Annotated in this window: 14 protein-coding genes; 3 read left to right on the top strand and 11 right to left on the bottom strand. The window is 71.9% G+C overall.

Annotated features, from left to right (window positions below):
• Window positions 1-176: 176 nt before the first annotated feature.
• The 7 genes from GON04_RS04180 to GON04_RS04150 form a co-directional block, all read right to left on the bottom strand.
• On the bottom strand, window positions 177-968 hold the full coding sequence (locus GON04_RS04180) for a LytR/AlgR family response regulator transcription factor (RefSeq protein WP_157396704.1): 792 nt from the start codon (window positions 966-968) through the stop codon (window positions 177-179).
• Window positions 965-2002 (bottom strand): sensor histidine kinase, encoded by a 1038-nt coding sequence (locus GON04_RS04175; protein WP_157396703.1) that lies wholly within the window; start codon window positions 2000-2002, stop codon window positions 965-967. The genes GON04_RS04180 and GON04_RS04175 overlap by 4 nt, the downstream gene beginning before the upstream one ends.
• Complete coding sequence (locus GON04_RS04170) at window positions 1999-2304, bottom strand: 2TM domain-containing protein (protein WP_157396702.1); 306 nt, start codon at window positions 2302-2304, stop codon at window positions 1999-2001. Before GON04_RS04170 ends, GON04_RS04175 begins: the two co-directional genes overlap by 4 nt.
• A 12-nt stretch (window positions 2305-2316) precedes the next feature.
• Window positions 2317-3294 carry an alpha/beta hydrolase family protein gene (locus GON04_RS04165; protein ID WP_232533022.1) on the bottom strand — a complete coding sequence of 326 codons (978 nt, stop codon included), beginning with the start codon at window positions 3292-3294 and terminating at the stop codon, window positions 2317-2319.
• A 68-nt stretch (window positions 3295-3362) separates the two neighbouring features.
• Window positions 3363-3650 carry a 2TM domain-containing protein gene (locus tag GON04_RS04160; RefSeq protein WP_157396701.1) on the bottom strand — a complete coding sequence of 96 codons (288 nt, stop codon included), beginning with the start codon at window positions 3648-3650 and terminating at the stop codon, window positions 3363-3365.
• Window positions 3651-3678: 28 nt separating this feature from the next.
• Window positions 3679-4230 (bottom strand): DUF6622 family protein, encoded by a 552-nt coding sequence (locus GON04_RS04155; RefSeq protein ID WP_157396700.1) that lies wholly within the window; start codon window positions 4228-4230, stop codon window positions 3679-3681.
• Between the two features lie 30 nt (window positions 4231-4260).
• Window positions 4261-4671 (bottom strand): DUF2306 domain-containing protein, encoded by a 411-nt coding sequence (locus GON04_RS04150; RefSeq protein ID WP_157396699.1) that lies wholly within the window; start codon window positions 4669-4671, stop codon window positions 4261-4263.
• Between the two features lie 532 nt (window positions 4672-5203).
• On the opposite strand from GON04_RS04150, the gene GON04_RS04145 reads away from it, so the two are divergent.
• From GON04_RS04145 to GON04_RS04135, 3 genes are all read left to right on the top strand, one after another.
• Window positions 5204-6142, top strand: a complete 939-nt coding sequence (locus tag GON04_RS04145; RefSeq protein ID WP_157396698.1) for an alpha/beta hydrolase — start codon at window positions 5204-5206, stop codon at window positions 6140-6142.
• 79 nt (window positions 6143-6221) lie between these two features.
• Window positions 6222-7046 carry an undecaprenyl-diphosphate phosphatase gene (locus GON04_RS04140; protein ID WP_181653881.1) on the top strand — a complete coding sequence of 275 codons (825 nt, stop codon included), beginning with the start codon at window positions 6222-6224 and terminating at the stop codon, window positions 7044-7046.
• Window positions 7047-7162: 116 nt separating this feature from the next.
• Window positions 7163-7357, top strand: coding sequence for a hypothetical protein (locus GON04_RS04135; protein ID WP_157396697.1), 195 nt, complete (start codon window positions 7163-7165; stop codon window positions 7355-7357).
• A gap of 73 nt (window positions 7358-7430) precedes the next feature.
• Here the strand turns inward: GON04_RS04135 and GON04_RS04130 are convergent, their stop codons facing one another.
• The 4 genes from GON04_RS04130 to mutS form a co-directional block, all read right to left on the bottom strand.
• A complete protein-coding gene (locus tag GON04_RS04130) occupies window positions 7431-8189 on the bottom strand; it encodes an esterase/lipase family protein (protein WP_157396696.1) in 759 nt (252 codons plus the stop codon).
• Window positions 8190-8289: 100 nt separating this feature from the next.
• Complete coding sequence (locus tag GON04_RS04125; protein ID WP_181653880.1) at window positions 8290-9102, bottom strand: alpha/beta fold hydrolase; 813 nt, start codon at window positions 9100-9102, stop codon at window positions 8290-8292.
• Between the two features lie 13 nt (window positions 9103-9115).
• Window positions 9116-9943 (bottom strand): proteasome-type protease, encoded by an 828-nt coding sequence (locus GON04_RS04120; RefSeq protein ID WP_157398341.1) that lies wholly within the window; start codon window positions 9941-9943, stop codon window positions 9116-9118.
• Window positions 9944-9992: 49 nt separating this feature from the next.
• Entirely contained in the window at window positions 9993-12602 is a 2610-nt protein-coding gene (mutS, locus tag GON04_RS04115; protein ID WP_157396695.1) for a DNA mismatch repair protein MutS, read from the bottom strand.
• Window positions 12603-12714 lie beyond the last annotated feature (112 nt).

Genomic DNA, 12714 nt, shown 5'->3' with positions numbered 1-12714 from the left:
CCGCCAACCAGCCACTGCCGTGTTCACGTCCCGGGGCGTGCCAGGTCCTGGGGATGGATTGCGGGTCGAGCCCGCAATGACGAAATCTCCTCGCCCGCAACGACGGCATTCGCTCACCCGCGAGGCCAAGGGGTCGAACCCGGCACAGGGGCAAGCCCGGCATGCCGGGCACCCGTCTACATCGCCCGGAACAGATGCGCGTACAGCCGGCTCACCGGCCACTTCTCCGGCCGGCCGCGCAATTGCAGGTGCAGCTTGCCGGCCTCGTCGCGGGTGACGGTGTCGATGGCGTCGGCGCGCACCACCGTGCCGCGGTGCACCTGCCAGAACGCCTGGGCGTCCAGCTGCGGCACCAGCTCCTTGAGCGGGGTGCGGATCAGGTACTCGTGGGCCGCGGTGAGCACGCGCACGTACTTGTCGGCGGCCTCGAACACCAGCACCTCGTCGACCGGCACCATGCGCAGCGCAGTGCCCACGCTGGCCTGGATGACGCGCAGCGGCGCCGCCGCCGGGGCTCGCGCGGCCAGCAGGTGGCGCAGCTGGTCGACGGCGGCATCGAGGCCGCCGCTGCCGCCGGCGCGCTGGGCCAGCGTCTCCTGCAGCCGCACCACCGTCCGGGCCAGGCGTTCGGCCTGCACCGGCTTGAGCACGTAGTCGATCGCCCGCGCCTCGAAGGCCTGCACCGCGTACTGGTCGTAGGCGGTGACGAACACCAGGGCCGGGAACGGCGCGCCCGCGGGCCAGTCCTCGGCCAGCTCGGTGGCCGCTTCCAGGCCGCCCTGGCCGGGCATGCGGATGTCGAAGAACAGCACGTCGGGCCGCAGCGCCAGCGCCTCGCGCACCGCCGACGCCCCGTCGCCCACCACGCCGGCGACCACCAGCTCGGGCCAGGCGCGTGCCAGTTCGGCCCGCAGGGCCTGGGCCAGCAGGGGTTCGTCCTCGGCGATCAGGGCGGTGGGCGCGGTCATGCGGCGGGCAGGCGGATGGTGGCGCGGGTGCCGCGCGGCTGCGCCGGTTCGAGCGACAGCGTGGCGCGGCTGCCGTGCAGGGTGGCCAGGCGCTCGCGCACCTGCGCCAGGCCGAAGCCGCTGCCGGGCGTGGAGCCGCTCAGGCCGGCGCCGCTGTCGGTGACCTCCAGCACCAGCTGGCCATCGTCGCGCCGCGCCGCCACGGTGAGCCGGCCGCCCCCGACCTGCGGCTCCAGCCCGTGCTGGATGGCGTTTTCCACCAGCGGTTGCAACAGCAGGGTAGGCACGGGCTGCAGCGCCAGGTCGGCGGGCAGCTGCAGGTCGACCTGCAGGCGCTCGCCCATGCGGATGGCCATCAGCGCCAGGTAGTCGCGCAGGCGGTCGAACTCGGCCTGCAGCGGGTGCGTGGTGGCGCGCGACGCGTCGAGCGTGGAGCGCAGGTAGGCGATCATGTGATCGAGCATGTGCTGCGCCCGCGCCGGGTCGACGCCGATCAGCGCCCGCAGGTTGGCCAGCGTGTTGAACAGCATGTGCGGCTCGAGCTGCGTCTCCAGCAGCTTCAGGCGCGCCTCGTTCGCGTGGCGCTGCGCCTCGCCCATGCGGCGCTCCAGGTAGGCACCCCGGTTGCGGCTGTAGAAGTAGTAGCTGCCCGCGATGCCGGCCATGGCCGTGATCAGGATCGAGTTGCGCAGGTCGCGCCCGCGGTCGATCACCAGGCCGGGGGGGTAGAGGCCGAAGGTGCGGCACAGCAGGTCGCCGATGGCGTTGCCGCCGAACCAGCCCAGCACGATGCCCACGAGGACCAGCGCCAGCCCCTGGATGCCGGTCGGCCAGCCGGTCTCGGCCGCGGAGGGCACGAGGTGCCGGCCCAGGTCGACGATCGCCCAGGTGAGCAGCCCGATGGCCAGCGAGTACGCCAGCGGCGGGCCGTAGGGGCGCGTCGGCTCGAACGCGTATTGCAGGGTGGCGACGGCCAGGCAGAAGGCCGCCGTCTGCAGCATGTGCTGCAGCTTGTCGACCCAGTCCAGCCTCATGGCGACGGCCCGCTGTTCTCGCGTTCGAGGCGCTCGCGCTCGCGCCGCACCAGGTATTCGCGCACGCCGCTGCCACGACCCAGCACGAATACCGACACGCCGTGCAGCACCAGGCCCAGGCCCCAGCCCAGGACCGGGAACACCGACCAGGGGCGGGTGCCGAAGCCATGGTGCGACATGCCCAGCATGACGAGGTTGACCAGCACGTACACGGTGGCGTGGATGTACCAGCCCAGCTTGGCGCCGGCACGCTTGCGCGCCAGGCGGTCGATTTCGTCGGGGGTCAGGCGGCGCTCGGGCATCAGCGGGGCATTCTAGGGTTGCGGGGTGGCGAGGCGCCGGGTGAACCAGGCTGCGATGAGGCGGTCGATGGCGGCCATCTGCGTGCGGTCGAACCCGGGCGGGTCGTCCAGCAGCTCGCGTGCGACGTCGCCCAGCCTGTCGAGCGGGGGCAGCGGCGACAGCAGGGCGCCGTGGCCCGCGCCGGGCAGGTCGGCCAGCCACTCGCAGCGGGGCAGGCAGGCGGCCAGGACGGCGCCGCCGTGCAGGCGCGGCGCCAGCCACCGGTCGCCGCCCGCGGTCACCAGCGCCAGCGGCACGCGCGGCCGGGCGAGCGAAGCCGGATCGAAGTCGGCCGCGAAGGGCACGCCGGCCACCACTGCCTGGATGCGCGGGTCGCTGTGTGCCTGCGGGCTCTCGTCGTCGAACCGGCTGCGGATCACGCGCACGGCGACGGCCTGCTTCACCCCGTCGAGCACGTCGCCGTTCAGGCGCGTGAGCAGCCCCACGCAGGCCGGGAAGTCGTCGGCGATATGGGCCTCGCAGTGGTCGCGAAAGCGCGCCGGCGACCAGCGTCCGCCGGCCAGCACCAGGGCCGTGTGGCCGCCCGCCGACATGCCGTACAGGCCGACGCGGTCCAGTTCCAGCAGGGGCGCCAGGCGGGCGTCGCGCCCGACCGCGTCGATGGCCCGCGACACCTCGGCCGGCCGCAGCTTCCAGCTCTCGGGGCCGGGCCGGCCGGGGTCGCGGGCGTTGTCGCCCTGGTGCTCGGGCAGGGCGACGGTGAAGCCGGCATCGACCAGCGCGCGGGCCAGGTCCGTGTGCACCCAGGGATTGCCGCCGGAGCCGTGCGACAGCGCCACCAGCCGGCCGTTGCCGCGCACCGGTGCCCCGTCGACGGCCAGGCGCAGGTGGAAGGGGCCGCGCTGCACCGGCTGGTCGGCGGCGCTGGAGGGATAGAACACGGTCACCGGGCCGTCCCCTTCCGCCGGCGGCAGCTGCAGCACGCCCATGCCGGCCTGGACGGCGGTGGCGCAGGCGGCCAGCAGGCCCGCCAGCAACCGGCGCTGCAGGGCGCGGCTCACCACGGATCCCGGGCGGCCAGGCGGGCCCGCTCCCGTTGCACCAGTTGCGCGTACAGGCCGCTGCCGCCGCCCAGGCCATACACCAGCACGCCGTGCACGGCCAGCCCGATCGACCAGCCGAGCGCGGGGTAGATGGCCCAGCCGCGGCCGCTGGAGGCGGACAGGAACGCCAGCAGCAGGTTGACGGCGACGAAGACGGTGGCGTGGATCATCCAGCCCAGCTTGGCACCGGCACGCCGGCGGGCGAGGCGGTCGAGGTCGTCGTGGTTCAGGGTCGTGTCCATGAGGTTTCTCCTTGGCAGGGTGGATGGATCAGGCGGACGCCGGTGCGACGGCCGGGCGCCGGACGGCCAGGCGCCACAGGCGGGCGGCGCGGCCGACGAACAGGCCGGTGGCCAGGCCGTAGAGGGCCGCCACCGGGAGGGTGAAGCTGGCGTCGCGCACCACCTGGGGCTGCAGCGCCAGCTCGACGCCGACGCTCCACTTCACGAGGAAGATGCCGGCCATCAGCAGCAGCGGCACCACGCTGCCCGGCAGGCGGTACTCGCGGCGGCGGGCGTCGTACACGGCGGCCGCGCGGCCCGGAGCCAGGGCCGCCGTGACCGCGGCCGCGACGCCCAGCCACACGGCCAGCAGCTCGTCCATGTTCGGCGCCGCGCCGAAGGCGCTCACCATGCCGAAGGCCGAGAAGGCGGCCATCGCGACCGGCAGGGTGGAGATGCGCGCCAGGCTGGCGGTGCGGTCGCGCAGCTGGCTGGCGCCGAAGCCGACCAGGGCGGCGAGCAGCCCCCAGACCCAGGTGGGCGTGCCGCGGACGATGGCGATCAGCAGCTGGGGCTGGTGCAGGACGATGGACAGCAGCATGGTGGTCTCCTGGCGTGCGGGTGGAAGGGTTCAGGCCAGCCCGACGCTGGTCCAGAGCAGGCGGCCGAGGTAGCGGTTCGGCAGCAGGGTGAAGGCGCCGGCAACCAGGCAGGCGCCGACGTACAGCCGCTGCATCACGGCGCGATGGCCGGCGACGTTGCCCAGGGCCAGGCGCCGGAACGAGACCACCAGCATCGCCAGCGTCACCGGCACCAGCAGGTGGATGGGGGTGTAGCCGCCCAGGTTGGGCAGCGAACGGTCGCGGATGAACAGCGCCGACACGGCCGCGACCACCATCAGGGTCACCCAGGCGTAGCCGAAGGCGCGGTGCAGCCGGGGGCGTTGCTGGCGGCCGCGGCGCGCCCACAGCGCGACGGGACCGGTGGCCAGCGCGCCCAGCGCGGCGGTCATGTGGACGGCGATGATGGGGGTCAGTTGCATGGCGGGCTCCGGGGCGAAGGTCGATGGAGACGGACTGTGCCGACCGGGCGCCGGGCGCTCCAGCGGCTTGGGACGAACCGCGCCGGCGGGGGAGCGAAGTGCAGGATGGCGGCGCGAACTGCAGGCCGGCTGGGCTGGGGTCAGACGCTCAAGGAGTCGTCATGCCGGGCTTGGCCCGGCATCCATCTCCAGGTGCCAGGCCGTCACAGCCGTGTTCACGTCCCCGGTCGCGCCAGGTCCCGGAGATGGATTGCGGGTCGAGCCCGCAATGACGAAGTGGGGGCGTCCCGGAATTGGGGGTCGTCGCGCAGGCGCGACCCAGAAAGTCGTTCTGCCGGGCTCGACCCTGCAAGTCGTCATGCCGGGCCCGACCCCCAAAAGTCGTCATGCCGGGCTTGACCCGGCATCCATCTCCCGACTGCGGATCGGGCACGAACCACGAACCTCGAGCCGGAGATCGATCGCGGTCGAGCCCCCCATGCCGCGGACGTCCGGCTTGCGGCACCATCCGGCCCTGGCCCCCAGGAGTCCCATGCTGCATCCCCAAGCCCAGGCGCTGTTGCGCCTCATCGAATCCAGAAACATCCCGCCCACCCACACCCTCACGCCCCAGCAGGCGCGCGAGTTCTACCGGGTGCGGCGCGCGGTCACCCAGCCCGAGCCGCCGGACGTGGCGGACGTGCGCGAGCTGCAGGCCAGCGGGCCGGCCGGCGCGATCCCGTTGCGGCTGTACCGGCCGGCGGGCAGCCGCGCGGGCGACGTCGTGCCGGTGCTGGTGTACTTCCACGGCGGCGGCTGGGTGATCGGCGACCTCGACACCCACGACGTGCTCTGCCGCACGCTGGCCAACGGTGCCGGTTGCGCGGTGGTGGCGGTCGACTACCGGCTGGGCCCGGAAAGCCGGTTCCCAGCGGCGATGCACGACTGCGTGGCGGCAACGCAATGGGTGGTGGCGAACGCGGCCGCCCTGCAGGTCGATCCGACCCGGCTGGCGGTGGGCGGCGACAGCGCCGGCGGCAACCTGGCGACCGTGGTGGCACTGGCGGCGCGCGACGGTGGCGGCCCGGCCATCCGCTACCAGCTGCTGATCTACCCGGCGACCGACCAGCGCACCGACTATCCCTCGCGCACGCGCAACGGCAAGGGCTACCTGCTGGAGCAGGAAACGGTGGCCTATTACCACGACCTCTACATTGACGACCCGCGCCATGACCAGGACTGGCGCGCCTCGCCCATCCTGCACCCGGACCTGGCCGGGCTGCCGCCCGCGCTGGTGCTGGTGGCCGGCTACGACCCGCTGCGCGACGAGGGCGTGGCCTACGCGCAGAAGCTCGACGAAGCCGGCAACCGGGCCACGCTCGTGAGCTTCGAGCGCCAGATCCACGGCTTCATCACCATGGGCAAGGTGATCGACGAGGCGAATGCCGCGGTACGGTTGTGCGCCGCCGAACTGCGGGCCGCGCTGGCGTGACTTTTGGCCGTCCGGTCAGGCCGCGTCCAGCTGAGCCCGCCGATAATCCCGCGCTGCTGTCACGAACAAGGAAGAGCGCGTGGATGTCGTCCTGCTGGCCAAGGCCGCGATCATGGGGGTGGTGGAGGGCCTGACGGAGTTCCTGCCGATCTCCAGCACCGGTCACCTCATCCTGGCCGGGGCCCTGCTGGGCGTGAACGACGAGAAGGCCAAGGTCTTCGAGATCGCGATCCAGACCGGCGCCATCCTGGCGGTCATCATCGTCTACTGGCAGAAGATCCGGTCCACGCTGGTGGCGCTGCCCACCCAGGGCCAGGCGCAACGCTTCGCCCTCAACGTCTTCATCGCCTTCCTGCCGGCGGTCGTGCTCGGGCTGCTGCTGGGCAAGGCCATCAAGGCCCACCTGTTCACCCCCGGTGTCGTGGCCACCACCTTCATCGTCGGCGGCCTGGTGATCCTGTGGGCCGAGAAGCGCCAGCAGGCCGCCAGCCGGATCGAGGACGTCGACCAGATGTCGGCGCTGGATGCGCTGAAGGTGGGGCTGGTGCAGTGCCTGGCCATGGTGCCGGGCACCAGCCGCAGCGGCGCCACCATCATCGGCGGCATGCTGCTCGGGCTGTCGCGCAAGGCGGCGACCGACTTCTCGTTCTACCTGGCCATCCCGACGCTGATCGGCGCCGGCGCGTACAGCCTGTACAAGGAGCGCGCGCTGCTCACGGCGGCCGACCTGCCGATGTTCCTGGTGGGGCTGCTGTTCTCGTTCGTGAGTGCCTGGGCCTGCGTGCACTGGCTGCTGCGGTACATCTCCAGCCACCGGTTCACCCCCTTCGCCTGGTACCGCATCGCCTTCGGCCTGCTGGTGCTGCTGACGTCCTCGATGGGCTGGGTGGACTGGCACGACTGACGCGGCCGAGGCGCGCCGTCCTACTTGCTTCATCTGCTCGAACCCGACAGGGACGGCGCGCATTCCACGGCAAGATGCATCCAAGGTGGCGCGTATGTGCGTGCTGCCTGCCCACGATGCCGCAGCAACCTCCCTCGAACCAGCCGGACGCCGGCGACAAGGCTCCTGACGCCCCGCAGCAGGAGCCGCCGCAGCGCGACGCCGACAGCACCTGGGGGCTGGGTTCGGCATCGGCGCTGGACAGCCTGCGCCGGCAGAACTACCGCGGCCGGCGCAGCCAGCAAGGCGACGACAAGCCCAGCTCGCACTGAGCGTGCGATCGGTCCATCGAGGGCTGCCATCGGCAGCCCTTTTTCTTTGGGCCGCCGTGGCAGCCCCTTCGGATCAGGCGGCGCGTTGCCGGAACGGGCGCCAGCGACCCTCCGGCTGCGCCAGCCGGTCGACGACCACCCGCAGCACGTCGGGATGGCTGACCATCCCCAGGTGGCTGGCGGTGACCTCGATGCTTTCGGCCTGTGGCGACTTCTTCTCGATGCAGCCGCGCCAGCTCACCACGCCGTCGCTCTTGCTGAAGACCGAGGTGGTGGGCACCGGCGGGCAGGCGCGCAGCCGCGCCTCCATCTCCGGTGTCAGCTGGGTCGCGCTGCCGTTGATCAGCTTGTAGACGGCGTCGGCGTGGGTGGCGCCGCGCATGGACGCGAACGGCGTGCCCAGCGTGATGACCTGCCGCACGCAGTCCGGCGCGCGTTTGGCCAGTTCCCGCGCGTAGATGCCGCCCAGGCTCCAGCCGACCAGGCTGACCGCGCGGCGGCTGTCCGCACGCCAGCGGCGCACGTCGGCCTCCAGCCCATCGAGCCAGGCGTCGAAGTCGCCCTCGGGCCCGGTGTTGACGCCGCGGCCCCAGCAGTGGGGGGTGAAGCCCGACTCGCCCAGGTAGCGGCGCAGCGGCGAGGTGGTGAAGGGGGCCGCGCCGAGGCCGGGGAACACGACGACGGGATGGCCGTCGCCGACGGCCTGCGCCGCGTCGGAGAACTTGCCGGCGCAAAAATCGAACAGGGCCCGCAGGGGCTCGGTCGCCAGCAGCGACAGGGGCGGCGCCTGGGACCCCGCCAGGGACGACGGGAAGGTCTGTGTGGAAGTCATGGGTGCACTGTGCGCCTTCAACCCATCCACGTCTGTGCGCCGGTGCGGCGCCTGCTTGTAGGACGTCGGGCGTCGCCGGACGCCCGCGTCCTGCGGGCGATTACCTACCGGCGTGCTCCAGCGAACGCAGGGCGGCCTCGATCGCCGCCGCCGTGGCCAGGGGCTGCTCCATGGGGAACAGGTGGCTTCCATCGAGCATCATCACGCGGCCTTCGGTGATCTTCTGCGTCAATGCCAGCCCCACCCGGCGCAATTCCTCCGACTGGCAGCCGCCGATGAAGGCCGCCGGGCAGCGCAGGGGATGGCGGCGCAGGGCCCCCTGGATGTGGTGGGGCAGGGTGTCGTAGATGGTGGTCTCGATGGCGCGGTCGAAGCTCAGCACCCGTTCGCCGTCCTCGTCGTGGGTGCACAGGTTCACGTAGTCGTGCAGCACCTGCTCGTCCCAGTGGGCGAACGCCTTCTTGTGGCGGAAGTGCTCGAAGGCCGCCTGCCGGGTGGGCCAACGGTTCTTGCGCTGGCGGCTGATGCGCCCCGGCGACACGGCGCCCACCAGCTGGGTCTGCTTGGCCGCGCCCAGGGCCGTGGCCTTCCAGCCGCCGATCAGGGGCGAGTCGAGCATCAGGACGCCGCGCGCCAGTTCGGGATGCCGGGTGGCGGCCAGCACGCTCAGGAAGCCGCCCAGCGAATGGCCGACCAGGAAGGCCGGCTCGCCCGCCTTGTCGACTTCGCGCCGGGCGAAGTCGTGCAGCTGCTGCACCAGGTGCGGCCAGTTGTCGGTGACCGGGTAGTCCGGATCGTGGCCGAACTTGTCGGGCGCCTTGACGACGAAGCCGCGCGAGCGCAGCTGCTTGAACAGCACCGTGTAGGTGGCCGCAGGGAAGCTGTTGGCGTGGGAGAAGACGATCAGGGACACCGGCCAGCGAGGGTCAGATCAGCTTTTCTTCCGCCCGCGTGATCTTGCGCAGCGGCTTGTTCTGGCCGTCCGTCACCTTGAGCGGGGTCTCGGTGTGGGCATCGTCCCAGACCGGGTCGTCCAGGCTGTCGAACACCTCGCGCAGCTTCTGGCCCCAGCTGCTGTGCAGCATGCGGTAGTACGGGTTGGCCATGTCGATGCTCACCAGCTTGTCGGACTGGAAGCGGTTGACCTCGTAGACCACCAGGTCGAGCGGGGGGCCGACCGACAGGTTGGACTTCATGGTGGAGTCCATCGACACCAGCGCGCACTTGGCGGCCTCGTCGAGCGGCGTGTCGGGCGTGATCACGCGGTCGAGCACGGGCTTGCCGTACTTGCTCTCGCCGATCTGGAAGTAGGGGGTCTCGGACGTGGCCTCGATGAAGTTGCCGGCCGAGTAGACGTGGAACAGGCGCATGCCCTCGCCCTTGATCTGGCCGCCGAAGATCAGCGAGACGTTGAACTCGACGCCGGCGTACTTGAGCGACTCGGCGTCGCGGTCGTAGACCCGGCGCACCGCCTGCCCCAGCACCCGGGCGGCGTCGAACATGCTGCGGGCGTTCCAGATCGTGATCGGCTCGCTGCCTTCGCCTTCCTTGAGCTGCTCGACCTGCAGGATCTCGCGCACCGACTGCGAGATCGAGAGGTTGCCGGCCGACAGCAGGACCATGAAGCGGTCGCCGGCGCGCTCGTAGACGATCATCTTGCGGAAGGTGCTGATGTGGTCCACGCCCGCGTTGGTGCGCGAGTCGGACAGGAACACCAGCCCGGCGTTGAGCTTGATGCCGACGCAGTAGGTCATGGCGAGGGGTGCCGGCACGGGCCGGGCAGGACGGGGTGGGGCGGGTGGCTCATGACAACTTCTTCTTCAGCGCATACAGCGCATCGAGCGCCTCGCGTGGGGTCATGGTATCCGGGTCCAGCGCGGCCAGGGACGCCTCCACCGGGCTGGGGCCGGCGTCCACGACCTCCGGTGGCGGCGCGAACAGGTCGACCTGCTCGCGCGCCAGCTCCTGCTGCTGCTCCAGCGAGGCCAGCGCATGGCGCGCGTGGTGCACCACGGCGGCCGGCATGCCGGCCAGGCGCGCGACCTGGATGCCGTAGCTGCGGCTGGCCGGGCCGGGCTGGATCTCGTGCAGGAAGACGATGTCGGCGCCCGATTCGGTGGCGCTGACGTGCACGTTCACGGCGCCGTGGTGGCGGGCCGGGAACTCGGTCAGCTCGAAATAGTGGGTCGCGAACAAGGTGTAGGCCTGGGTCTTGTCGTGCAGGTGCGCAGCGATGCCCGACGCCAGCGCCAGGCCGTCGAAGGTGGAGGTGCCGCGGCCGATCTCGTCCATCAGCACCAGGCTGTGCCCGGTGGCCGCATGCAGGATCTGGGCCGCCTCGGTCATCTCCAGCATGAAGGTGGACTGGGCGTTGGCCAGGTCGTCGGCCGCGCCGATGCGGGTGTGGATGGCGTCCATCGGCCCCAGCCGGCAGGCGGCGGCCGGCACGTACGAGCCCATCGCCGCCAGCAGGCAGACCAGCGCCACCTGGCGCATGTAGGTGCTCTTGCCGCCCATGTTGGGGCCGGTGATCACCTGCATGCGCTGGCGCGGGCCCAGCCGGGTGTCGTTGGCGATGAAGGCGCCGCCGCTGGTCTCGGCCAGCCGCGCCTCCACCACCGGATGGCGGCCCTGGACGATCTCGATGCCGGGCTCGCGCGCGAACTGCGGGCGCGACCAGTGCAGCGTGAGCGAGCGCTCGGCCAGCGCGCACAGGGCGTCGAGCGAGGCCAGCGCGCGCGCCAGCCGCGACAGGGTGGGCACGTGTGGCTGCAGGGCGTCGAGCAACTGCTCGTAGAGGAACTTCTCGCGGGCCAGTGCCCTTTCCTGGGCCGACAGTGCCTTGTCCTCGAACGCCTTGAGCTCCGGCGTGATGAAGCGCTCGGCGTTCTTGAGCGTCTGGCGGCGCCGGTAGTCGTCGGGCACCTTGTCCAGCTGGCCCTGGGTGATCTCGATGTAGAAGCCGTGCACCCGGTTGAACTGCACCTTGAGGTTGGCGATGCCGGTGCGGGCCCGCTCGCGCTGCTCCAGGTCGACCAGGAAGCCGTCGGCGTTGGTCTGGATGGCGCGCAGCTCGTCCAGGTCGGCGTCGTGGCCGGCGGCGATGACGCCGCCGTCGCGCACCAGCGCGGCCGGCTCCTCCAGCAGGGCGGCGGCCAGCAGCTCGGCGCAGCCGGGGGGCGGTGCCAGGTCCTGCGCCAGCCGGGCCAGCAGCGGGGTGGCCGGGGCGATGGCGGCGGCGAGCTGGCGCGCCTTGTCGAGTGAGAAGCGCAGGCCCACCAGCTCGCGCGGGCGCACCTGGCGCAGCGCCGTGCGGGCGGTGATGCGCTCGACGTCGCTGGTGCCCTTGAGCTCGGCGCGCAGGCGCTGCCAGGCGCCCTCGCGCAGGTGCTCGATCGAGTCGAGCCGCTCCACGGCCTGGGTGCGGTCGCGGCGCGGCTCCAGCAGCCAGCACTTGAGCAGGCGGCTGCCCATGCCGGTCATGCAGGTGTCCAGCAGGGAGAACAGGGTGGGTGCCTCCTCGCCGCGCAGCGTCTGCACTAGCTCCAGGTTGCGGCGGGTGGTGATCGGCAGGTCGATCAGCTCGTCGTCGCGCTGCACCTGCAGGCCCTGGACGTGGGTGAGGGCGCGGCCCTGGGTGTGCTCGGCATAGGCGAGCAGGGCGGCCGCCGCGGCGTGCGCGTGCACCAGCTCGTCGGCGCCCCAGGCCGCGAGCGTGGCGGCGTTCAGCTGCTCCAGCAGCTTGCGCAGGCCCAGGCCGCTGTCGAACTGGAACGCCGGCCGCTCGGTGAGCGACACGCTGGTGGCAAAGCGCAGTGCCCGCAACCGCTGGCCGAAGGCGGCGGTGACGTCGGTGCTGGCCAGCAGCTCGCTGGGCGCGATGCGGGCCACCCAGGCCTCGAGTTCGTCGCCGGCGCACTCGGCAAGCTGCAGCGCGCCCTGGGTCACCGACAGCCAGGCCAGGCCGCAGCGGTGGCGCGAGCCCTGGTGCACGGCCAGCAGCACGGCCTCGGCCTTGTCGCCGAGCAGCTCGCTGTCGGTGAGCGTGCCGGGCGTGACCACGCGCACCACCTTGCGCTCCACCGGGCCCTTGCTGGCGCCGACGTCGCCGACCTGCTCGCAGATGGCGACCGATTCGCCGAGCTTGATCAGGCGGGCGAGGTAGCCCTCGACGGAATGGAAGGGCACGCCGGCCATGACGACCGGCTGGCCGGCGGAATTGCCGCGGCGGGTCAGCGTGATGTCGAGCAGGCGCGCGGCCTTCTCGGCATCGGCGAAGAACAGCTCGTAGAAGTCGCCCATGCGGTAGAAGACCAGCGTGGACGGGTACCCGGCCTTGATGGCCAGGTACTGCTGCATCATGGGGGTGTGCTGCTCGAGAGCGGGGGAGGGTGCTTCGGCGAGGCCGGACATCCAGCTATTGTCCCCCAGCGCCATGGCAACTCAGCCGTGCAGCCGCCGCGCCGCATGTTCGCTGGCGCACTTGCGTAACAAGTCGCAGATCGCCGCGCGGCCCACCCACAGT

Source organism: Ramlibacter pinisoli (genome assembly GCF_009758015.1).
GTDB classification, from domain to species: domain Bacteria; phylum Pseudomonadota; class Gammaproteobacteria; order Burkholderiales; family Burkholderiaceae_C; genus Ramlibacter; species Ramlibacter pinisoli.
This window is presented reverse-complemented; position numbering and strand designations above follow the sequence as displayed.